This window comes from Hydrogenophaga sp., from assembly GCF_011390835.1.
In the GTDB taxonomy this organism is placed as follows: Bacteria; Pseudomonadota; Gammaproteobacteria; order Burkholderiales; family Burkholderiaceae_C; genus Hydrogenophaga.
The window spans coordinates 1-20,896 of record NZ_JAABRQ010000026.1 but is presented as its reverse complement, the minus strand read 5'-3'; the positions used below and the strand labels follow the sequence as shown (position 1 = coordinate 20,896).

Annotated in this window: 17 protein-coding genes and 1 pseudogene; 7 read left to right on the top strand and 11 right to left on the bottom strand. The window is 64.7% G+C overall.

Going from position 1 to position 20,896, the window contains the following annotated elements; all coding sequences use genetic code 11:
- Positions 1 to 4 precede the first annotated feature (4 nt).
- Complete coding sequence (locus tag GPT34_RS14470; RefSeq protein ID WP_291013841.1) at positions 5 to 862, top strand: lysophospholipase; 858 nt, start codon at positions 5 to 7, stop codon at positions 860 to 862.
- Between the two features lie 73 nt (positions 863 to 935).
- Here GPT34_RS14470 and GPT34_RS14465 read toward each other — a convergent pair whose 3' ends face one another.
- Both GPT34_RS14465 and GPT34_RS14460 read right to left on the bottom strand, forming a co-directional pair.
- Complete coding sequence (locus GPT34_RS14465) at positions 936 to 1,409, bottom strand: YidB family protein (protein WP_291013839.1); 474 nt, start codon at positions 1,407 to 1,409, stop codon at positions 936 to 938.
- Between the two features lie 82 nt (positions 1,410 to 1,491).
- Positions 1,492 to 2,667: an MFS transporter gene (locus tag GPT34_RS14460; protein ID WP_291013836.1), complete on the bottom strand. Its 1,176-nt coding sequence runs from the start codon at positions 2,665 to 2,667 to the stop codon at positions 1,492 to 1,494.
- A 148-nt stretch (positions 2,668 to 2,815) separates the two neighbouring features.
- Here GPT34_RS14460 and GPT34_RS14455 point away from each other — a divergent pair, with 148 nt between their 5' ends.
- Together GPT34_RS14455 and GPT34_RS14450 are read left to right on the top strand one after the other, a co-directional pair.
- On the top strand, positions 2,816 to 3,103 hold the full coding sequence (locus GPT34_RS14455) for a ferritin-like domain-containing protein (protein WP_291013834.1): 288 nt from the start codon (positions 2,816 to 2,818) through the stop codon (positions 3,101 to 3,103).
- A gap of 368 nt (positions 3,104 to 3,471) precedes the next feature.
- The gene (locus GPT34_RS14450) at positions 3,472 to 4,005 is read left to right on the top strand and encodes a hypothetical protein (RefSeq protein WP_291013832.1); all 534 of its coding nucleotides are present in this window, start codon (positions 3,472 to 3,474) and stop codon (positions 4,003 to 4,005) included.
- On the opposite strand, the gene GPT34_RS14445 is transcribed toward GPT34_RS14450, so the two are convergent.
- Together GPT34_RS14445 and GPT34_RS14440 are read right to left on the bottom strand one after the other, a co-directional pair.
- On the bottom strand, positions 3,986 to 4,720 hold the full coding sequence (locus GPT34_RS14445) for a 16S rRNA (uracil(1498)-N(3))-methyltransferase (protein ID WP_291013830.1): 735 nt from the start codon (positions 4,718 to 4,720) through the stop codon (positions 3,986 to 3,988). The two genes, GPT34_RS14450 and GPT34_RS14445, sit on opposite strands and share 20 nt — an antisense overlap.
- Positions 4,721 to 4,733: 13 nt before the next feature.
- The gene (locus GPT34_RS14440; protein WP_291013827.1) at positions 4,734 to 5,825 is read right to left on the bottom strand and encodes a phosphotransferase; all 1,092 of its coding nucleotides are present in this window, start codon (positions 5,823 to 5,825) and stop codon (positions 4,734 to 4,736) included.
- Between the two features lie 131 nt (positions 5,826 to 5,956).
- Here GPT34_RS14440 and GPT34_RS14435 point away from each other — a divergent pair, with 131 nt between their 5' ends.
- The 3 genes from GPT34_RS14435 to rsmA are packed head-to-tail and all read left to right on the top strand — an operon-like array spanning position 5,957 to position 10,617.
- On the top strand, positions 5,957 to 8,431 hold the full coding sequence (locus GPT34_RS14435) for an LPS-assembly protein LptD (RefSeq protein ID WP_291013825.1): 2,475 nt from the start codon (positions 5,957 to 5,959) through the stop codon (positions 8,429 to 8,431).
- On the top strand, positions 8,424 to 9,812 hold the full coding sequence (locus tag GPT34_RS14430; protein WP_291013822.1) for a peptidylprolyl isomerase: 1,389 nt from the start codon (positions 8,424 to 8,426) through the stop codon (positions 9,810 to 9,812). The genes GPT34_RS14435 and GPT34_RS14430 overlap by 8 nt, the downstream gene beginning before the upstream one ends.
- Before the next feature lie 25 nt (positions 9,813 to 9,837).
- Positions 9,838 to 10,617 carry a 16S rRNA (adenine(1518)-N(6)/adenine(1519)-N(6))-dimethyltransferase RsmA gene (gene rsmA, locus GPT34_RS14425; protein WP_291013819.1) on the top strand — a complete coding sequence of 260 codons (780 nt, stop codon included), beginning with the start codon at positions 9,838 to 9,840 and terminating at the stop codon, positions 10,615 to 10,617.
- Positions 10,618 to 10,877: 260 nt separating this feature from the next.
- Here rsmA and GPT34_RS14420 read toward each other — a convergent pair.
- From GPT34_RS14420 to GPT34_RS14390, 7 genes and pseudogenes are all read right to left on the bottom strand, one after another.
- Positions 10,878 to 11,273: pseudogene (locus GPT34_RS14420) on the bottom strand (barstar family protein); the annotation flags it as partial.
- A gap of 53 nt (positions 11,274 to 11,326) precedes the next feature.
- Complete coding sequence (locus GPT34_RS14415; RefSeq protein ID WP_291013817.1) at positions 11,327 to 11,764, bottom strand: ribonuclease; 438 nt, start codon at positions 11,762 to 11,764, stop codon at positions 11,327 to 11,329.
- A 210-nt stretch (positions 11,765 to 11,974) separates the two neighbouring features.
- Positions 11,975 to 14,311 (bottom strand): NADP-dependent malic enzyme, encoded by a 2,337-nt coding sequence (locus GPT34_RS14410; RefSeq protein WP_363356966.1) that lies wholly within the window; start codon positions 14,309 to 14,311, stop codon positions 11,975 to 11,977.
- 502 nt (positions 14,312 to 14,813) lie between these two features.
- Positions 14,814 to 15,776, bottom strand: a complete 963-nt coding sequence (locus GPT34_RS14405) for a 1-phosphofructokinase family hexose kinase (protein ID WP_291013813.1) — start codon at positions 15,774 to 15,776, stop codon at positions 14,814 to 14,816.
- Between the two features lie 29 nt (positions 15,777 to 15,805).
- Complete coding sequence (locus tag GPT34_RS14400; protein WP_291013810.1) at positions 15,806 to 16,381, bottom strand: MOSC domain-containing protein; 576 nt, start codon at positions 16,379 to 16,381, stop codon at positions 15,806 to 15,808.
- A gap of 10 nt (positions 16,382 to 16,391) precedes the next feature.
- Positions 16,392 to 17,789, bottom strand: coding sequence for an aminopeptidase P N-terminal domain-containing protein (locus GPT34_RS14395; RefSeq protein ID WP_291013807.1), 1,398 nt, complete (start codon positions 17,787 to 17,789; stop codon positions 16,392 to 16,394).
- Positions 17,790 to 17,847: 58 nt separating this feature from the next.
- The gene (locus tag GPT34_RS14390; RefSeq protein ID WP_291013917.1) at positions 17,848 to 18,576 is read right to left on the bottom strand and encodes a nucleotidyltransferase family protein; all 729 of its coding nucleotides are present in this window, start codon (positions 18,574 to 18,576) and stop codon (positions 17,848 to 17,850) included.
- A 146-nt stretch (positions 18,577 to 18,722) separates the two neighbouring features.
- Here GPT34_RS14390 and tkt point away from each other — a divergent pair, with 146 nt between their 5' ends.
- Positions 18,723 to 20,789, top strand: a complete 2,067-nt coding sequence (tkt, locus tag GPT34_RS14385; RefSeq protein ID WP_291013804.1) for a transketolase — start codon at positions 18,723 to 18,725, stop codon at positions 20,787 to 20,789.
- Positions 20,790 to 20,896: the final 107 nt, after the last annotated feature.

Sequence of the window (20,896 nt, the reverse complement as noted above, 5' to 3'; positions counted from 1 at the left end):
CACGATGTCCGATACCACCCAGGCGCCTTTCACCCTTGCCGACGGCCTCAATCTCGCGTTGTACGACTGGCCACTGCCGCTGCGCTGGCGTCCCCGTGGCGTGGTGCTCATCGTGCACGGGCTGGGTGAGCACGCGTGGCGCTATGACCCGCTGGCCCAGCGTCTCAACGAGTGGGGCTTTTACGCGCGCGCCTACGACCAGCGCGGTCACGGTGAATCGGGCGGCGCGCGCGGCACGATCCCGCACGAAGACGCGCTGCTCGACGACTTGGCCGAGGTGGTGGATGACACGCGCCGCCATGTGGCCCAGCCATGGTCCTGCCCGCTGATCCTGCTCGGTCACAGCATGGGCGGCCTCGTCGCCTCCAGTTTTGTGCAGCGCCAGATGGCCCCGGTGGACGGACTGGTGCTGTCCTCCCCCGCCCTGCGCGCCGGCATTGGGGTGGTGCAGCGCAAGCTGATCGACATGCTGCACCGGTTTTCGCCCAACCTGGCGTTGTCCAACGGTCTGGACGCCAGCAAGATCTCGCACGACGCGGCGGTGGTGCAGGCTTACGAGAAAGATCGGCTGGTGCACGACCGCATCTCGGCGCGTCTGGCGAGCTTCATTGACGACAACGGACCCGCGGTGCTCGCCGCTGCGCCAGGCTGGAAGGTGCCCACCTTGCTGATGTACGCCGGTGAAGACAAACTGGTGAAGCCCGAAGGCAGCGAGGCCTTCGCCAAGGCCGCGCCGCGCGCAGTGGTCACTACCCAGTGTTTTGATGGCCTGTACCACGAGATCTTCAACGAAGAAGACCCGTCCGAGGTGTATGCCACCCTGCGCCGCTGGCTGGACCAGGTCGCGCCCAAGCCGGCCTGAGCGCCACTCCTGAAACGACAACGGCCTCTCAGGAGGCCGTTGTCACGCCGGGCGCTGCACGCCCTGAGGGTGTTTACTTCCTCAGCAGGCCACCGAGCATGCCCATGAGGTCACCGGCGTTGCCACTGGCACCGCCGCCGAGCAAAGCACCTAGGCCACCCATGCCGTTATCGGCGGGCAGCTGACCTTGCGGCGTGAGTTGGTCGATCAGGCCGGGCAGCAGGTCCGCCATGGTGCCGGCCGCTTGCTGCTGGCTGCCACCCATTTGTTTGGCGATCATGCCCATGAGGTCTGGGCCGAGCGCACCACCCAGGGCGTCGGGCGACACCGGCTGGTTGGCGCCGGAGCTGACCCAGGATTGCGCTGCATCAGCCAGACCGCCTTGCTGCAGCTTGGCCATCAGCCCCGAGAGGCCGCCGGCGTTGTTCATCAGGGCGCCAACGATGCCCATCAGCATCTGAGGGTCCAGGCCGCCGGCAGCACCTGTGGCGTTGGCAGGCTGTTGGCCGCTGGTGGCGGCGCCGATCAAAGAGTCCAGAAGTCCCATGGGTGTTGTCCTTTCGAAGTTGGTTGGGGCGCGCACCGAGAAACGGCGAGTCGCCCACTGACATCAGGACACCTGCCCCGGGTCAGCGTTCATTGTGGGCGGTACGACGAGCCCAGGCAAGCCAGAGCAGGGCCAGCCCAGTGAGGGCCACGGGGAACAAGGAACCGATGTTCAACCACTGCCAGCCCTGGGTGGTGACCAGTGCGCCAGAGGCGAACGAAGTGACCGCCATGGTGGCGAAAACGAAAAAATTGATAGCGCCCTGTGCGCGGTCTTTTTCCTCAGGTCTGTAGGCTTGAAGCGACAGTGTCGTGCTGCCGGTGAACAGGAAATTCCAGCCCACGCCGAGGAGGAACAGCGCGATCAGGAACTGGTGAAGATCCACACCCGAGAGCGCGATCGTGATGCAGACGATGTTGAGCACCACGCCCACACCCATGATGGTCAGGACCCCAAAACGCTTGATCAGGTGGCCGGTGAAAAAGCCAGGGGCGAACATGCCGATGACATGCCACTCCAGCACCAGCGCCGCATCGTCAAACGGGAAGCCGCAGACCTGCATGGCCAGTGGTGTGGCCGCCATCAGCAGGTTCATCACACCGTAGCTCAGCGCCGCGGCGGCGGTCGCGACGATGAAAATCGGCTGGCGCATGATCACCGACAGCGGCCGGCCCGCGTCGGCCTTGTCCACCTTGGGTGGCAGCGGCGGGAAGCGGATGAAGGTCATCACTGCCATGGCCACCAGCGCCACCACCGCCAGCGCGAGGTAGGCGCCCGCGAACGGCACCTCGAACCAGGTGCGCGTGCGGCTGGCCAGATTGGGGCCGAGCACCGCGCCAGCCAGGCCACCCGCCAGCACCAGCGACACCGCCTTTTCGCGGTAGTCGACCGCACTCAACTCGGCAGCGGCGAAGCGGTAGAGCTGACCATTGGCGCTGTAGTAGCCGGCGAACACGGTGGCGGCCACCAGCAGCCAGAAATTTTTGTCGAACGCCGCCCAGGCGCACAACAAGGCCGAGAGAAGCGCCACCAGCAGCCCGATCTGGAACGAGACCTTGCGACCCCAGGCGCTCTGGGTGCGTGCCACCAGGGGCGTGGACAACGCCCCGCCCACCACATAGCCCATCACCGGCAGCGTGGCCATCCAGCCCAGCGGCGCGAGCGACAACCCCACCAGCCCATTGATGGCGATGAAGACCACGTTGTTGGTGAGAAACAGGCCTTGCAACGCCGCCAGCAGCCAGAGGTTTTTGTTCATATAAGTGGCTGTTTATACCTCGCGAGGCGCTCTCCGTGGCCTGTTGGCATGTGCCGAGGGTTGGCGCTGGCGTGATCAGCGCCCATTGACTGACTGGCCGAGTGGCCTACAGTAAGGGCCTCGCTTTTCCCACCAATCAGGAGCATCTATGTCCAGCGTCGGTTACCACGAACCCATTGAAGAACTGAGCCCCCAAACGCGTGACATGCACCGCGCCATCGTCTCACTGATGGAAGAGCTTGAGGCCGTGGACTGGTACAACCAGCGCGCCGACGCCTGCCAGGACCCGGAGCTCAAGGCGATCCTAGAGCACAACCGGGATGAAGAAAAAGAACACGCCGCCATGGTGCTGGAATGGATCCGCCGCCAGGACCCCAAGTTTTCCCACGAGCTGAAAGACTTTCTGTTCACCGACAAGCCCATTGCGCACAAATAACGTGAGCCAGTGAAACCGCGCGGCCCACATTGCTACCAAGCGCGTTCTCCCTATCAAGTCGGTATTGCATGCAGCGCGCGCTTTGGGCCGTCTCCTGGCTGATGGCGGCATTGGGCGTCGTGTCGCCGGCAACCTGGGCGCAGGATACCCAAGCGGTTCAGCAACAGCCGCGTCTGCGTGACCGGCTCATGAACTGAGCGCAGGCAATACCTCTTGCCGCTGCGACCCTCATGTCGCCCGTGGCTAGCATTTCCCCCTGAAGCACCAAAGCCTGGACAGCATGTACCGCGCCGCTTTTTCAACTACATTGCGTTGCGGCGCGTTGGGAAGCCAGTTGTGCCTCTTCAATCAATCAAGGGAATTCGATCATGAAGCTCATGTCCTTCGCTGTTATCTTGGGAGCTGCATTGCTGACGGGTTGCGCTTACAACGCTTCACCCTACGGGGCCTCGGTGGCCAACGTGGAATCCATCCGTTCTATCAGCATTCCACCGGTTGCCGTGGGCCGTTTTGAGGCGACCAAGCCAGGGGTGGCATCCATCACCTGTCGAGCCGCCGGTCCTGTCACCGTGAGCCCCAGCTTTGAAACCTATATCGAGAAGGCATTCATTGATGAACTCAAATTGGCCGGCGTTTACGACCCCAACGCCAAGTTGGTTCTGGTGGGTAAGCTGGAGGAGATCGATTTCAGTTCTGGCATCACCGACGGCAGGTGGATTTTCAAGCTGACCATCTCGAACGGTCGCAACGAGAGCTTCACCACCAGTTCCGTCTTCGGTTTCTCTGGCAGTTTCGTCGCCGACAAAGCCTGCCAGGAAGTGGCTCAAGCGTTTGGGCCGGCGGTGCAAAAGCTGATCTCGGATGTGGTCCGCGACCCGAAATTCAAAAAGCTTGCGAGCTGACCAACGCTGCCAGCGCGGCGGTTTCAGCTCTCAGTACCCTCGGCCCCAGAGAAGTGGGTTGCCAGCCTGCGGCACGCGCCTGTGCGTCTTCGATAGCGGACAGACCGCCCTCGGGCCCGCTGAGCAACCAGAGGGTCTGATCGGTGGAGCTTGCCAGCGCCTGCGTCAGCGGCTGTGATTCATCAGCGAGCGACAGCACGCAGCGCAAGGCAAGCGTCGCGCCTGTCGCTGTCGTCGATGCCTTTAGCCAGTGACCCAGGTCTTGCACCGGGTGCACCAGCGGCACCCGATTGCCGCCACACTGTTCACACGCAGCAATGGCCACCGATTGCCAGTGCGCCTGTTTTTTGGTGGCGCGCTCGCCGCTCAGGCGCAACACGCTGTGGGCTGTGTGCAGCGGCTGGATGCTGGCAACGCCGAGCTCGGTGGCCTTCTCAACCAGCCAGTCCATTCGGTCGTTGGCCGGCATGCCAACCGCTAGGTGCACCGCGCGAGTGGGCTCGCGTTCGATCGCGTGGTGTGTGTCGATGCGCACCGCCACATCGGAACGGCCCATGCGCAAGATGGTAGCGGTGTGTTCGCCGCCCTCGCCATTGAACAAGGTAATTTGTGCGCCGGGCTGCAACCGCAACACTTGCACGTGGCGCGCAGCGGTGGCTGGCAGCTCCATCTCGGTACCGATGGCGAGCGAGACAGGGCAGTAGAAGCGGGGCATGAGGCGGCTCGAGTCAGACGCGTCCGAACGCAAAACCGGACGCGGCCTCGAAGCCTTCGATCTGGTCGATGAGCTGCAGAAAAGGGCCGAGCTCGCGATAACGGTGCGCGGTGTTGCGGATGTAGTGGATGAAGCGCGGGGTGTCGGCCAGGTATTTTGGTTTGCCGTCTCGCAGCGTGAGGCGCGCGAAGATACCGGCGACCTTCAGATGCCGTTGCAGGCCCATCCACTCCACTGCGCGGTAAAAGGCGCCGAAGTCGCTGTGCCAGTCTTCAAAGTCCATCAGCCCGACTTTGCGCGCCTTCTCCCAATAGCGAACGGTGATGTCGATGACGAAGTCTTCTTCCCAGCTCAGAAAGGCGTCGCGCATCAGGCTGGCGATGTCGTAGCTGATCGGTCCATGCACCGCGTCTTGAAAGTCGAGCACACCGAGCTGCTGCGCTGGTGTGGCGCCAGGAGCGGCAGGGATCATCAGATTCCGCGGCATGAAGTCCCGATGCACGTAGACGGTGGGGCCGGCAAGGTTGTGGCGCACGATGGTGTCGAAGGCCTTGCTCAGCGTGTCGGCATTCTGGCCTTGCAGGGTCACGCCCTTGTGTTGCGCCAGGTACCAGTCGGGAAACAGCTGCAGCTCGCGGCGCAGCAGCGGCTCGTCGTAGGGCGGCAGCACGCCGGGCTTGGAGGCGAACTGCCAGGCCAGCAGCGTGTCGACTGCCTGCAGGTACCGAGCGTGGTTGGCCGCGGGGCGCTGCGGGTCGATCTGCTCCATCATGGTCTGGTGGCCCAGGTCGCTGAGCAGCATGAAGCCCTGCGGCTCATCCCAGGCCAGGATGGTGGGCACCAGGAGGCCGGCGTCTTGCAACAGCCCGGCCACGTGCACAAACGGCTGGCAGTTCTCGCGCGCGGGGGGAGCGTCCATGATGATGCGGCTGCCGCCATCGGTGGTGCCCACGCGCAGGTAGCGCCGGAAACTGGCATCGGCCGATGCCGGACGCAGCGTGGCGGGCAGCAAACCCTGGGCAACGCTCAGACTCTGCAGCCAGTGTTCAAACGCGGTCTGGCGGGTCGGGTCGTCCCAGGTCACGGCTTGGGGGGGCAGGGTCATGGCGTTCGAGGGACAGAGGGCCGGCACGCGGCGGTCCCCATAGGATAATGGCCGTAGATGGCATCAACCCGTTGTGGGTTGACCGCTGTTGCGCTGTTCTCCTGCCACGCCCTCCCCCACTGCCTGCCTTGATGCGTTCCTTTCTCCCGTCGGCATCCCGGCGCCAGCCGCGGCCTCGCTTCGAGCGTGCGCCGGTGGTGGTGGCGGTGCACCTGCTGCTGGCCGGATGGAGCTGGTCGATCGTGTTCACGCCGACGCCAGTGGCCGCCCAGGTGGTGCCCGGTGAGGCAGCGCCTGATGCTGCCGTGGTCCTCAAACCCAGCGGCGTGTTGCGGGAGACATTGCCACTCGATGCGCGCAACCGGATGCCGACCTTTGTGTTTGGTGAACGGATCACTGGGCAGACCGATGGAGTGGTGACCATCGAGGGCGGCGCTGAGCTGCGGCGCCACGACACGGTGATCCGCGCCGACCGGCTGGAATTCGACCAACGCACCAGCGAAGCCAGCGCGACGGGCAATGTGCTGATCAACCGCAACGGCAACCGCTTCGAAGGCCCGTCGCTGCAGCTCAACGTCCAGACTAACCAGGGCCGCTTCGAGCAGCCGGCCTTCTCGCTGCTGCAGAGCGAAGGCCATGGCGACGCGAGTCGGGTTGACCTGCTGGGCGAAGACAAACTCACCGCTTACGACGCCCGCTACTCCACCTGCCCGCGCACGCCTGGCGCGAAATGGATGCCCGACTGGCTGATCCGCGCTTCGCGCATCGATCTCGACAACGCGGCGCAGCAGGGTACCGCGGTCGGTGGTGTGCTGGAGTTCAAAGGCTTGCCCATCCTGGGCGCGCCGTACCTGAGTTTTCCACTGTCCGATGCGCGCAAGAGCGGCGTGCTGCCGCCCTCCATCAACCTGGACAACGTCAGCGGCCTCGAAGTCACGCTGCCGTACTACCTCAACCTCGCACCCAACCTGGACGCTACCCTCTACCCCACGCTCATGAGCAAGCGCGGCGTCGATCTGGCGGGTGAGCTGCGCTACCTGCAGCCGAGCTGGAACGGCCAGTTGCGCGCGGCCTACATGCCCTCGGACCAGTTGCGCGGCGACAACCGGTGGGGCTATTCCGCCCAGCACAACCAGCGCTTTGCTGGCGCTCCCGGGCTGCGCTGGCTGGGACTTGATGGCGCGGTGAGCGCCCGCCTGAACCTCAACCGGGTGAGCGACGATAACTACTGGCGCGACTTCCCGCGCACCAGTACCTCCCTCACCAGTCGCCTGCTGGCCAGCGAAGGCGTGCTGAGCTGGGGGCACGGACCCTGGTCGTTCAGCGCCGGCGCGTACCGGTGGCAGACGCTGCAAGACGTGGACGCGCCCATCACGCCGCCCTACGACCGCCTGCCTTCCCTGGCCGCGCGCTATGTGCAGAACGATTTCTCGATTGCCGGGGTGCGCGGGTGGGATACCACGGTGCTGGTGGAGTACACCCGCTTTCGCGCTGACGCCGACCTCACCGGTCAGCCCAATGGCGCGCGCGCCCTGGCCGTGGCCGAGATCAGCCGCCGCTGGGAGAGGCCAGGCGGCTATGTGAAGCCTCGCTTCCAGCTGCACACCACGCAATACCGTTTCGACACGCCGCTGGTAAATGGGGCGCTCAGTGCGTCGCGTGTCGTGCCCACCTTCAGCGTGGACAGTGGCATGGTATTCGAGCGCGAGGCCAGCTACTTTGGACGCGGTTTCACCCAGACGCTGGAGCCGCGTGCCTTCTTTACCTCCACCCCGTTTCGCGACCAGTCACGCCTGCCCAACTACGATTCAGCGGCCAACGATTTCAACTTTGCGTCGATCTACACCGAGAACGCGTTTGGTGGCCAGGATCGCATCTCGGACACCCGCGCCCTCACGCTGGGCGCCACCTCGCGCCTGCTTGACCCGCGCACCGGCGCCGAGGTGGTGCGTTTGGGCCTGGCCCAGCGCTTCCGGCTGAGCGACCAGGAGGTGGTGCTGCCTAACGCCGTTGGCTTGCCGGGAGGCGACCCGGTGCGGGAGCGGCTGAGCGACGTGTTGCTCGGTGCGCGCGTGCAATGGGATCCGCGCTGGCAGGTGGACGCCAACGTGCAGTTCAACCCCAAAGACCGCGAATCGGTGCGCACCACCCTGGGCGCACGCTACACGCCGAGCAACTTCCGCGTGCTCAGCGCCGCCTACCGCCTGCAGCGCGGGGTGAGCGAGCAGGTGGATGTGGGCTGGCAATGGCCACTGGGCGATCTGATGGGCAGGCCCGCACCGCGCGCCGGTGTGCCTGGCCGTGGGCTGGGCGCGGGTCAGTGGTACAGCGTGGGTCGCGTCAATTACAGCGTGCCCGACGGCAAGGTCGTCGACCTGGTGGCGGGCTTTGAGTACGATGCCGGTTGCTGGATCGGGCGTGTGGTGCTGGAGCGCTTGGCGGTGGGCACCGCCAGCGCGAACCAACGCGTGCTGTTCCAGCTCGAATTCAGTGGCTTCTCCCGCATCGGCTCCAACCCTTTGCAGTCGCTCAAAGACAACGTGCCCCGCTACCAGTACCTGCGTGAACAGATCAATCCGCCGAGCCGGTTCCAACAATATGACTGACCATTTTCCCTTTCGATTGCGCGGCCTGCGTCTGGCCACCAGCGTGCTGGCGGCTGGCTTGCTGTGCAGCGGTGCGCTGCATGCCCAGTCGCTGCGCCCATCCGGCCAGCTCAACCTGCTGCGCGCGCAACCGGCCACGCCCGGGCCGCGCACGGTGGACTACATCGTGGCGCTGGTCAATTCCGAGCCAGTGACCAACAACGAGGTGCGCCAGCGCTTGGTGCGCGTCGAGCAGCAGCTGACCCAGCAGGGCGCGGCGCTGCCGCCGCGCGACGAGCTGGCGCGCCAGGTGCTGGAGCAACTGGTGAGCGAGCGGGCCCAGATCCAGCAGGCCAAGGAACTCGGCATCCGGGTCGACGAGGCCACGCTGTTGCAGGCCGAGCAGGCTATCGCCACGCAAAACCAGCTCTCCCTGGAAGATTTCCGGCGGCGCCTGGCGGCCGAGGGCATGGACAGCAACCGGCTGCGCAATGAGTTGAGCAACCAGATTTTGTTGCAGCGGGTGCGCGAGCGCGAAGTCCAGGCCCGGGTGCAGGTGACCGAGAGCGACATCGACGACTACATCCGTGAGCAGCGCAGCAGCACCGCCATCAGCGATTTGCAGCTCAACATGGCCCATGTGCTGGTGCTGGTGCCCGAAGGTGCCGACACGGCCCGCGTGACCGAGCTGCAGGCGCGCGCCCAACAGGTGGCGGACCGCGCCCGCGCAGGCGGCGATTTTGCGGCCCTGGCCAGGGAGTTCTCAGACGCGCCCGAGAAGGTCAATGGTGGTGAATTTGGGCTGCGTCCCGCGGATCGATTGCCGGGCCTGTTTGTCGAGGCCACCCGCGCACTGCGTCCTGGCGAAATCGCTGGGCCGGTGCGTAGCCCAGCGGGCTTTCATGTGCTCAAGTTGCTGGAAAAGCGCCAGGCGGGTCTGCCCGATGTGATCGTCACTCAGACCCGAGCGCGCCACATCCTGTTGCGTGTGTCGCCGTCACTCACGGCACAGGTCGCTGCCGAGCGGCTGGGCCAGTACCGTCAGCAAATCGTGTCGGGCGCGGCGAGCTTTCCCAACCTGGCCCGGGAACACAGCCAGGACGGCTCGGCGCGCGAGGGCGGCGATTTGGGCTGGGCCAGCCCGGGGCAGTTCGTGCCCGAGTTTGAAGAGGTGATGAACAGCCTCAAGCCAGGCGAAATCTCGCAGCCGTTGGTGTCGCGCTTTGGCGTGCACCTGATCCAAGTCACCGAGCGCCGAGACCAGCAGCTAAGCCAGCGCGAGCAGCGCGAGATCGTGCGTGGCCTGTTGCGCGAGAAGAAGAGCGACGAGGCTTTGTCGACCTGGCTGCAGGAAGTGCGCGGCCGCGCTTTCGTCGAGTACCGCGAAGCGCCGTCTGTCTGATGCTCCGCGGCGATCGAGGTAGCGCATGAAACACGTGGCGCGCAAGCGCTTCGGCCAACACTTCCTGACCGATGGCAGGGTCATCGATGCCATCGTGGCTGCGATCGCACCCCAGCCGGGTGACGACATGGTCGAGATCGGCCCGGGCTTGGCCGCACTCACTCAACCGCTGGTCGAGCGCCTGGGTTCCCTAACGGTGGTCGAGCTGGACCGCGACCTGGCGGCTCGGTTGCGCGAGCACCCACTGCTTCGGGTGGTTGAGTCCGATGTGCTGAAGGTGGATTTCAGTGCTTTGGCCCAGCAGGTTGGGAGGGGTGGTGCACCCGCGGCAGGGCTCAGGGTGGTGGGTAACCTGCCCTACAACATCTCCACGCCCATCCTGTTTCACCTGCTCGATCACGTGGCGGTGGTGCGCGACCAGCTTTTCATGCTGCAGAAGGAGGTGATCGATCGCATGGTGGCAAAACCCGCCACCAGCGATTACAGCCGCCTGAGCGTCATGCTGCAGTGGCGCTACTCGATGGACAACGTGCTGTTCGTACCGCCAGAAAGCTTCGATCCGCCGCCGCGGGTGGACAGCGCTGTGGTGCGCATGGTGCCGCTGGCCGAGCCACCTGACATCGATTTGAAGCTGTACGGCGAACTGGTCCAGGTGGCCTTCAGCCAGCGTCGAAAAATCTTGCGCAACACGCTGGGCAAGTGGCTGGAGACGCGCGGCTTCGCCAGCGAGTTTGATTTGCAGCGCCGAGCGGAAGAGGTGCCGGTGAGCGAGTACGTGTCACTCGCACAGTCCATTCAGCCTTGATCAGCCCGCATGGGCAAAAAGCCGCTGTGTTTGCAGCGGCTTTTCGCCTGAGGGGATGTTGTTCAAGAATGCCGCGGAACTGGCTTTGCCAGGCCGCAGGCGCGGCGCGGGGGGAGTCAGGCTGCCGCCAGCCAGTACCCAGCGTTGAACGGGCTGCTCATGCGCAGCGCCATTGGACTTACGTCAAGCAGCTTGTCGGTGGGCATGGGCTCGCTTTCGACCTCGATCGGCTCTTCGCCTTTGGGTGTGCGCGCCACCGAGAACGAGTAGAAGCAGCGGAACGGGATGCGCCGATCGCTCCAGTAGTCGGCTGCGTCGCGGAAGATGTCTAGCAGTTGCTCGCGCGCTTCCTTGTCGAACTTGGCGTGTGCCGGGATGTGCTCCAGCACGACGATGAAGCCAGTCTGTGGACCCGACTTGTGCACCATGTCGGTCATGCAGTCGTACAGCGCGTCGAAGTTCTTGCCGAAGTGCGAAGGCAGCGTGTACTGGGCCGCAATCAGCTCCAGCACGTCCTGTTTGCTTTGGGCCTTGGCCAGATTGGCGTAAAGGAAGTGGTGGCCGAGATGCTCGGCAGCAGCCTGCAGTTCCTTCACGCCATAGGCGCGAATCGACTGAACGATGTTAGGGCGTACGTTACGAAGTGGCGTGTCCATCTCCGCGTCTCTTTCTACAGTCAAGGTTAAAAATTCAAACTCACCACCCAGGCTCACTGCACGATCAGCCGAAAGCTGCTGTAGTGGTCCTCGGTGTAAAAACACATCTCAGGTTCCCGCGGTTGCTGCCCGCCACACACGATCCTTCGAGCGCCCCGATGACTCAGGCCTGGCGTTGGCACCGTGTATTCGCGGTAGTAGCCCCGTGTCTGACCAGGCAACAGGCGTTCGCGATTGCCGAACACCGTGCCATCCTTCTCGTAGCGGAAGGGGCCACCTTCGCGGATCTGCGCCATCACATCACGACCTTGCGGCGGGAGCGCGGCTAGCGCTACCGAGTTGGCGCTCGATCCGGAAAAGCCGTCGGGACTGGCAGGAGTCCGGTTTTGCACCAACGTGGTGCCCAGACCCATCGCCAAAGCCGTTGCCAGCACCCATGCGCCGACTTTCAACCTGCTCCCTTTGCCACCCCGGATCTGTTGCAGACCCATGAAAATCCCTGTTCCTGATACGAATCAACCCGCCCTTACTGGCCGCCGGAGCGGATTCCGGTACACCTCTGGATGGGCGGGTTAACCCTGAAATTCCAAGGAATGAGTGTGCCCGAACCGTTGCAAAAAAGCAAGCATTTGCTGAATAAATGAGCAGGTTCAGCGAACGAACTTGTGAAAAAAAGTTAGTACTTGCTTTTTGTGGAAATATCAGCGGCTGGCGTTTGCCTCGGCCACGGTCAAGGCCGTCATGTTCACGATGCGGCGCACGGTGGCGCTGGCCGTGAGGATCTGCACGGGTTTGGCGGCGCCGAGCAACACCGGGCCGATCGCGATGTTGCCGCCAGCCGCTGTTTTGAGCAGGTTGTAGGCGATGTTGGCAGCGTCGATGTTGGGCAACACCAGCAGGTTGGCGTTGCCTTGTAGCGTGGAATGGGGCATCAAGGCGGTGCGCGCGTCGGCGTCCAGGGCCACGTCGCCGTGCATCTCGCCGTCCACCTCCAACCACGGGGCTTGCTGGCGCAGCAACTCCAGCGTGCGCCGCATCTTCACGGCCGAGGGCTGGTTGCTGGAGCCGAAGTTGGAATGCGACAACAGCGCGGCCTTGGGTCGCAGGCCGAAGCGCAGCATTTCTTCCGCCGCCATCACCGTGATCTCGCAAAGCTCTTCGGCGGTCGGGTCGTGGTTGATGTGGGTGTCGACCAGGAACACTTGGCGACCCGGCAGCATCAGCCCGTTCATGCAGGCATAAACGCGCACGTCCTGCTCAGTGCTCGGGCTGCCGCCTTCGCGCTTGCCGATCACCTGGTCGATGTATTCGAGGTGCGAATGAGTGCTGCCCCAGGTGCCACAAATCATGCCGTCGACCATGTCTTTGTGGATGAGCATGGTGCCGATCAGGGTCAGGCGGCGGCGCATCTCGATCTTGGCCAGCTGTGCCGTCACGCCCTTGCGCTCTGTCATGCGATGGTAGGTCTGCCAGAAGTCACGGTAGCGGTGGTCCTGTTCGACGTTGACCACGTCGTAGTCCAGCTCTTCCTGCAGGCGCAGGCCGAACTTCTCGATGCGCTGCGCGATGATGGCCGGGCGGCCGATCAGGGTGGGTCGTGCCAGACCTTCATCGACCACGATCTGGCAGGCGCGCAGCACGCGCTCTTCTTCGCCCTCGGCGTAGGCCACGCGCTTCTTAGCTGCGGTCTTGGCTGCGGCGTAGATCGGTTTCATGATCGTGCCCGAGGCCAGCACAAAGCTCTGCAGGCGCTCGCGGTAGGCCGCCATGTCGGCAATCGGTCGCAGGGCCACGCCGCTGTCGGCGGCGGCCTGGGCCACGGCCGGCGCGATCTTCATCATCAGGCGCGGGTCGAACGGCTTGGGAATCAGGTACTCGGGCCCAAAGGCCAGCTTCTCGCCTGCGTAGGCGGCGGCCACCACCTCGCTCTGCTCGGCCTGTGCCAGCTCGGCGATAGCGTACACCGCGGCGATTTCCATCTCGTCTGTGATGGTGGAGGCGCCCGCATCAAGCGCGCCGCGGAAGATGTAGGGGAAACACAGGACGTTGTTGACCTGGTTGGGGTAGTCGCTACGCCCGGTGGCCATGATGATGTCGTTGCGCACGGCGTGCGCGTCTTCCGGTGCGATTTCGGGATTGGGGTTCGCCAGCGCAAAAATCACCGGGCGTTCGGCCATGCTGGCCACCATCTCGGGCTTGAGCACGCCGCCAGCCGACAGGCCCAGGAATACGTCAGCACCGGCGATCACTTCTTTCAGGGTGCGCGCCTCGGTTTTCTGCGCGTAGTAAATCTTGTCTTCGTCCATCAGCTCGACGCGACCTTCATAGACCACGCCGGCGAGATCGGTCACGAACACGTTCTCGCGCTTCAAGCCCACCTTGAGCAGCAGGTTCAGGCAGGCCAGGGCTGCCGCGCCCGCGCCCGATGTCACCAGTTTCACTCGCGCGATGTCTTTGCCAGCCACTTTCAGGCCGTTGACCATGGCGGCGGCCACCGTGATGGCGGTGCCGTGCTGGTCGTCGTGGAACACCGGGATCTTCATGCGCTTGCGCAACTCGCGCTCGACGTAGAAGCAGTCAGGTGCCTTGATGTCTTCTAAGTTCACGGCGCCAAACGTAGGCTCCAGCGACGCGATGATATCGACCAGCTTGGCCGGGTCTTTTTCGTTGATCTCGATGTCGAACACGTCTACGCCGGCGAACTTCTTGAACAGCACGCCCTTGCCTTCCATTACCGGCTTCGCCGCTAGCGGACCGATGTCGCCCAGGCCCAGCACCGCGGTGCCGTTGGTGATGACGGCCACCAGATTGCCGCGGCTGGTGTACCTGTAGGCGTTGTTCGGGTCCTTGACGATTTCTTCGCAAGGCGCTGCCACCCCGGGCGAATAGGCCAGCGCCAAGTCGCGCTGGTTGGTCAGCTGCTTGGTGGCTGCGATGGCGATCTTGCCTGGCGTTGGCCACTCGTGGTATTCGAGGGCGGCCTGTCGAAGCTCGGCGCGTTTGTTGTCCTGGTCCTGCTGTTCGGGGCTCATGGCCATGTCTCCTGCCGGGTGCATTTTCTGCATTGTGAAAGTTAGTCGCACATTCTAAATGTGAGGTCCTGATCTGTGTGCAGTGCGCGACGCGTGCTGTAGGCGCAACGGTCCTGACATTTTGCGGGGGAATGCGCCATCTCGGGACGGTTTGGACACTGACCGTCGCCGAACCCATGGTCGGGCAGGCTTGGCGGCGGCAGGCAACCTGGGCGCCATTGCGATCCGCCCAGCCTCCATGGGCTTCAGACCCTTCGCTCGACATGACATCCAATCAAATGCGAATCGTTCTCATAAACTGCATCGAGTTTGTATGAAAGGCGCGCCGTGACACCAACCATCGACCCTGAGAGCAACGAGGAATACAACTTGCTCCAGGCAGATGGCGGAGGCAGCCGAACGGGCCGCGCGTATACCGAGTTTCACCCCACACCAAACAGGCTCCGATCCTGAGCGCCCCCTCACAATCATTGGGTGGCGTCACCCCCGGGCAGCGCGCCGCGAGGGTCTAGATCGTCAGCCGGTGGAGGTGTACCTGACCGCGCAACTGCACCGCATCCTCGGCGCAGCAAAGTCCGGTGCTGGCGCTGAGCAGTGCCCCCGTCCCGGCGGACATGCCCCAGGCAAATGCGTCTAGCATGGTCTGGCCCTGCTGCAATGCCCACACCAGCCCGCCCACAAAACTGTCGCCCGCGCCCACAGCGCTGACCACCTTAACCGGCAAGGCATTTGCGGTCCACACACCTTCGCGGGTGACCAGCACCGCGCCCAGGTGGCCCAGCGTGAGCGCCACCACTTCGGCCGAACCGGTCTCCACCAGCCCACGGGCAGCAGCCTGCCATTGCTCAGTTGATTCCAGCGGCTGGCCCGCCAGCTCGACGAGCTCGCGCAGATTGGGCTTGACCAAGTACACCCCCTCGGCCAGCGCAGCGGCCAGCGCGGGGCCGGAGCCGTCGAGTACGAGCCGTCCACCGCGTGCCTGGCACAGTTGGGCCACCTGGGCATAAAAGTCGACCGGCACGCCCGGCGGCAGGCTACCGCTGGCGACGAGCAGGTCAGGAAAATCGTCCAGGTCCGAAAGATGCTGCAGGCAGCCTCTCCACTCCGCATCGCTCAATGCAGGGCCGGGCATGACAAACCGAAACTCGGACCCCGTAGCCGCTTCATGTACCGTGAAGCTGACACGCGTCTCACCCTCAAGCGGCAGGTAAGTGGTCAACAGGCCTTCGTCTGCCATCCGTTGCTTGAGCCATTCGCCGCTGGGGCCACCGGCGGGACAGAGGGCCTGGCAGGTGCCACCCAGGCGAGTGAGCACGCGCGCCACATTGACGCCGCCGCCACCTGCGTCATGCTGCGTGGCGTCGCAACGAAGCTTGTGCGTGGGAACGACTTGCAGGGTGCGTGTGGCCAGATCCACCGACGGGTTCATGGTCAGGCACAGGACCCGAAGCGGTGTGGCGGTGGAGGGCATGCTGGTTTGTACCCCAAGTCGACCCGCCATCAGCGCAGGTGCTTGAGACGCCGGGCGCTGAACGCATCGCGCACGCTCAGGCCCTGGGAGCCGGCCACCACCGAAAACGCCTGTCCCGCTTCGATCGTGCCGCCCTGGGCCACGGCTAGGTAAAAGCCCGGGCAACCCTGCTGCATCATGAGTCTGCCCGCGGTGTTCAGGCCCATCACCGCGTTGAATTTCCCGCAAGGTTCGCGCGGTGCGGTCACGCGCAACACGCAGTTGGGAAAGTGAAGCTCATCGCCGATCCACACCCGGTCTTCCAGCAGGCCTTCGATACTCAGGTTCTCGCCCAGAAAGCCGGGCGGCAGCGGTTCGTCAAACAGGCTCACATCGTGCGCGCGGCGCTGCTCGGTCCAGAACAGCAGGTGCTCAACGGGGTAGGCGTACACCGCCTTGGCGAGGCCGCCGTGCACGCTCAGGTCTGCCTGTTCATCCCCCGCCAGGCCCAGCGCTTGCACCGCCACCGGCCCATGCGCCGGGGTCTTGCCGATGCCGCTTAGCAAGTCCCGCTGACCCACACGAAGCGGCCGCAATTGACCCACGTTGACGCTGACGACCCGCATAGCCGCTTGCTCAGGCGCGCATCAAGGCCTCGATCTCATCGGCGACCACCGGGACGCCACGGCTCATCAGCTCGCAGCCCGTCTCGGTGACCACCGCGTCGTCCTCGATGCGGATGCCCATGTTCCAGAAGTGCTTGGGCACATCGGCAGCGGGGCTCACATACAGCCCGGGCTCGATGGTCAACACCATGCCGGGGCGCAGTATGCGGCTGGGCCGGTCCTTGATGATCTCACCTGAAAGCGGATCCTTTCGCTCGCTCGTCGTACCCACCTCACCCGGCTCCACGTAGCTGCCGCAATCGTGCACGTCAAGCCCCAGCCAGTGGCCGGTTCGGTGCATGTAGTGGCGGAAGTAGTGGCGCTGCGCGATCACGTCGTCCAGATGGCCGACATCGTTCTTGTTGAGCAGGCCCAGGTCGAGCATGCCCTGCGCCAGCACGCGAACCGTGGCGTCGTGCGGATCGACAAAACGCGCACCCGGCCGGGTGGCGGCCACGGCGGCCTCCTGGCTGGCCAACACTAGGTTGTAAAGGTCGCGCTGTGGCCCGGTGAACTTGCCGTTGGCCGGGAAGGTGCGCGTGATGTCCGAGGCGTAGCCGTCGAGCTCACAACCGGCGTCGATCAGCACCAGATCGCCGTCGCGCACCGGTGCGTTGTCGGCACGGTAGTGCAAGACACAGGCGTTGGCGCCGGCGGCGACGATGCTGCCGTAGGCCGGGTACTGTGAGCCGTGCTGGCGGAACTCGTGCAACAGCTCAGCGTCCAGGTGGTACTCGCGCACGTCTTCGCCGGCGCGGATCATGGCGGCGCTGCGCTGCATGGCGCGGATGTGGGCCTGGGCACTGATCTGCCCGGCGCGCTTCATGATGGCGATCTCGTGCGCGTCTTTCAGCAGTCGCATCTCATCTAGCAGGCCGCACAGGTCGCGCTGGGCATCAGGGCAGAGCGCGCCGTATCGGACGCGCGTGCGCACTTTTTGCAGCCAGCCATCAACACGGCCTTCCAGCCCGGCGTGGATGGCGAACGGAAACCACACCGTGCGCCGGTTCTCCAGCAACTTGGGCAGCTCGACGTCCAGCGCTGGCGTCGGGTGGGCCTGCTGCACGCCCAGCGCGCCGGGCGCTGCTCCCGGGCCGAGCCGGTAGCCGTCCCAGATCTCGCGTTCCAGGTCCTTGGGGTTGCAGAACAGCGTGCTCTCTCCCTCGGCGGTGATCACCAGCCAGGCATTGGGCTCGGTGAAGCCGGTGAGGTAGTAGAAATAGCTGTCGAAGCGAAACAGGTATTCGCTGTCGCGGTTGCGGGTGCGCTCAGGGGCGGTGGGCACAATGGCGATGCCACCAGGGCCCAGCTGAGCGGCCAGGCGCGCACGGCGCTCGGCGTAAAGGGCGAATGAGGTGTGTGCGTCCATGGGCACCATTCTCTATGTTTTGGCGCGCACCTATTGCGCGACGGGTCTGCGTCCCCCTTCAGGGGTGTGACGCGGCAGGCGGCGCGGGGAGTACGTTCAATTCCTTCAGCCGCTCCGGTGTACCGACATCGGTCCAGTGCCCGGTGAACAGCTCGGCGCTCACCTCGCCAGCGGCCATCGCGGCGCGCAGCAGCGGCGCCAGAGGCGCGGCCGTGCCCTGCGGGTTGCCCACCAAGGTATCGCACCAGGGTGGCTCGAACAGCGCACGCCGGTACAGACCGATGGTGCTGTAGGTGTGGCGTTCGGGTCCCTCGCTGAGCGCGAGCCCGTCGGCGCTTAGAGCAAAGTCGCCGCGCGGGTTGTGCGGCGGATTGGGCACCAGCCAGATGTGGGCCAGCCGGCCACTGGTCACAAAGCGCTCCACGCTGGCCTGGCTGAATATGAAGTCGGGCGTGTAGACATCGCCCGCCAGCACCCAGAACACCTCGCCCAGCAGGGGAAGCGCGCGCGAGACGCCTCCTGCAGTCTCCAGCGCATAACCAAAGTCCTGATCTTCGTGCGAGAAGCGCAACTCGGCGCCCGGGTGATGCTGGGACCAGCCGGCAAAGTGGGCCTCGATCTGGTCACCCAGCCAGGCGGTGTTGATCACCAGGCGTTTGAACCCGCCCCGCGCAAGCGCCTCCATCGTCCACTGCATTAGCGGCTTGCCTTGCACCGGCAGCAGCGGTTTGGGGCAGGTGTCGGTGAGGGGGCGCATGCGCATGCCACGGCCTGCGGCCAGCAGCATGGCGGCGACGGGATGATCGGGGGTGGACAAGCGCACGCCGCATTATTGACTCAGCGCCCGCCAGGGCGTGAACGACGGCCCCGTAAAATCGGGGGTTTGGTGCGTTCGCGCCTTCTTCTCTTCATTACCCTCACCCCCCCACTGCCATGCCCGACGACGCCCGCACCGCGACAAAGCCCCCTGTTTCGCTCCAGACCCAGGCCAACGCCATTCGCGCGCTGGCGATGGATGCGGTACAGGCCGCAAATTCGGGCCACCCGGGTGCGCCGATGGGCATGGCCGACATGGCAGTGGCGCTTTGGGGCCGCCACCTGCGCCACAACCCGGTAAACCCAGCCTGGGCCAACCGCGACCGATTCGTGCTGTCCAACGGTCACGCCTCGATGTTGATCTACGCTGTGTTGCACCTCACGGGCTACAAGCTGCCGATCGAGGAGCTGAAGCACTTCCGCCAGCTCGGCAGCAAGACCGCCGGCCACCCCGAGGTCGGTCACACGCCCGGCGTGGAAACCACCACCGGCCCCTTGGGCCAGGGCATCACGAACGCCGTGGGGATGGCGCTCGCCGAGAAGCTGCTAGCCAGCGAATTCAACCGCAATGGCCACTCCATCGTGGACCACCACACCTATGTCTTCCTGGGCGATGGTTGCCTGATGGAAGGCATCAGCCACGAGGCGGTGGGTCTGGCCGGCGCCTGGAAACTCAACAAGCTGATCGCTCTGTATGACGACAACGGCATTTCAATTGACGGCCAGGTCGCACCCTGGTTCATCGACGACACGCCCAAGCGCTTCGAGGCCTGCGGCTGGAACGTGATCCGTGCCGTCGATGGCAACGATGCCAACGCCGTTGACCACGCGATCGCCGCGGCGAAGAACAGCGCCGACAAGCCCACCCTGATCTGCTGCAAGACGGCCATCGGCAAAGGCAGTCCAAACCGGGCCAATACCGCCAAGGCCCATGGTGAGCCGCTCGGTGCGGAAGAAATCAAGCTCACGCGCGAAGCCTTGGGCTGGAGCCACCCGCCTTTTGTGATTCCCAGAGACGTGTACGCCGCGTGGGACGCGAAAGCCGCAGGCAAGGCGATGGAAGCTGAGTGGAATGCCCAGTTCGCCGCGTACAAGTCCGCCTTCCCCGCCGAAGCCAAAGAGTTCGTCCGCCGCATGCAGGGCGAGCTGCCCAAGGGTTTCGCTCAGGTCGCGGCGGACGCCGCGGTAGCGGCCCACACCAAGGCCGAGACCGTGGCCAGCCGCAAGGCCAGCCAGATCGCGCTGGAAGCCTTCACCGCCGCCTTGCCCGAGATGCTCGGCGGCAGCGCCGACCTCACCGGCTCCAACCTAACCAACACCAAGAGCACACCCGCGCTGCGCATCGATCTCGCGGGCAACGTGGTGAAGAACGACGCCGGTCAGGGCGGGCGCCACATCAACTACGGCGTGCGCGAATTCGGCATGGCTGCGATCATGAACGGCATCGCGCTGCATGGCGGTTTCATCCCCTACGGTGGCACATTCCTGACCTTCTCCGACTACAGTCGCAACGCCATCCGCATGGCCGCGCTGATGAAGCGGCGCGTGATCCACGTGTTCACCCACGACTCCATCGGCCTGGGCGAAGACGGCCCCACCCACCAGTCGGTGGAGCACGCCGCCAGCCTGCGCCTGATCCCGAATCTGGACGTCTGGCGTCCATGCGACACGGCCGAGACCGCCGTGGCCTGGGCGGTCGCGCTGCAAAACGCCGCCAAGCCCACGGCGCTGCTGCTGAGCCGGCAAAACCTGCCCTACGCACCCAAGGCGGGTCTGGAAGACATCAGCAAAGGCGCTTATGTGCTGGCCGAACCCGCCGAGGTGGGCCTGAAGAAGAAGGCGCAGGCGGTGATCGTCGCCACCGGCTCCGAAGTGCAGCTCGCGCTCAAGGCCCAGGAGTTGCTGGCCAAAGAATTCAAGATCGCGGTTCGCGTGGTGTCCATGCCCAGCACCACCACGTTTGACCACCAGACCGCTGCCTACAAGGCGAGCGTGTTGCCCGCTGGCCTGCCGCGCATTGCGGTGGAAATGGGCTCCACCGACGGCTGGTGGAAATACGGCGTGGCCGCGGTGGTCGGCCTCGACACGTATGGCGAGTCGGCGCCCGCGCCGGTCTTGTTCGAACACTTTGGATTCACGCCCGAGAACGTGGCCGATACGGTGCGCGCTGTGCTCGGCAAGTGAATCTGCAACCCCCATTTTTATCGACCTGAAGGAGAAGAGACCATGACCATCAAGATCGGCATCAACGGCTTTGGCCGCATTGGGCGCAACGTGCTGCGCAGCGCCAT

Bases quoted from the DNA above. Each gene is read 5' to 3' on its own strand.
- GPT34_RS14470 (WP_291013841.1), top strand. From the start codon at position 5: ATGTCCGATACCACCCAGGCGCCTTTCACCCTTGCCGACGGCCTCAAT.
- GPT34_RS14465 (WP_291013839.1), bottom strand. From the start codon at position 1,409: ATGGGACTTCTGGACTCTTTGATCGGCGCCGCCACCAGCGGCCAACAG.
- GPT34_RS14460 (WP_291013836.1), bottom strand. From the start codon at position 2,667: ATGAACAAAAACCTCTGGCTGCTGGCGGCGTTGCAAGGCCTGTTTCTC.
- GPT34_RS14455 (WP_291013834.1), top strand. From the start codon at position 2,816: ATGTCCAGCGTCGGTTACCACGAACCCATTGAAGAACTGAGCCCCCAA.
- GPT34_RS14450 (WP_291013832.1), top strand. From the start codon at position 3,472: ATGAAGCTCATGTCCTTCGCTGTTATCTTGGGAGCTGCATTGCTGACG.
- GPT34_RS14445 (WP_291013830.1), bottom strand. From the start codon at position 4,720: ATGCCCCGCTTCTACTGCCCTGTCTCGCTCGCCATCGGTACCGAGATG.
- GPT34_RS14440 (WP_291013827.1), bottom strand. From the start codon at position 5,825: ATGACCCTGCCCCCCCAAGCCGTGACCTGGGACGACCCGACCCGCCAG.
- GPT34_RS14435 (WP_291013825.1), top strand. From the start codon at position 5,957: ATGCGTTCCTTTCTCCCGTCGGCATCCCGGCGCCAGCCGCGGCCTCGC.
- GPT34_RS14430 (WP_291013822.1), top strand. From the start codon at position 8,424: ATGACTGACCATTTTCCCTTTCGATTGCGCGGCCTGCGTCTGGCCACC.
- rsmA (WP_291013819.1), top strand. From the start codon at position 9,838: ATGAAACACGTGGCGCGCAAGCGCTTCGGCCAACACTTCCTGACCGAT.
- GPT34_RS14415 (WP_291013817.1), bottom strand. From the start codon at position 11,764: ATGGGTCTGCAACAGATCCGGGGTGGCAAAGGGAGCAGGTTGAAAGTC.
- GPT34_RS14410 (WP_363356966.1), bottom strand. From the start codon at position 14,311: ATGGCCATGAGCCCCGAACAGCAGGACCAGGACAACAAACGCGCCGAG.
- GPT34_RS14405 (WP_291013813.1), bottom strand. From the start codon at position 15,776: ATGCCCTCCACCGCCACACCGCTTCGGGTCCTGTGCCTGACCATGAAC.
- GPT34_RS14400 (WP_291013810.1), bottom strand. From the start codon at position 16,381: ATGCGGGTCGTCAGCGTCAACGTGGGTCAATTGCGGCCGCTTCGTGTG.
- GPT34_RS14395 (WP_291013807.1), bottom strand. From the start codon at position 17,789: ATGGACGCACACACCTCATTCGCCCTTTACGCCGAGCGCCGTGCGCGC.
- GPT34_RS14390 (WP_291013917.1), bottom strand. From the start codon at position 18,576: ATGCTGCTGGCCGCAGGCCGTGGCATGCGCATGCGCCCCCTCACCGAC.
- tkt (WP_291013804.1), top strand. From the start codon at position 18,723: ATGCCCGACGACGCCCGCACCGCGACAAAGCCCCCTGTTTCGCTCCAG.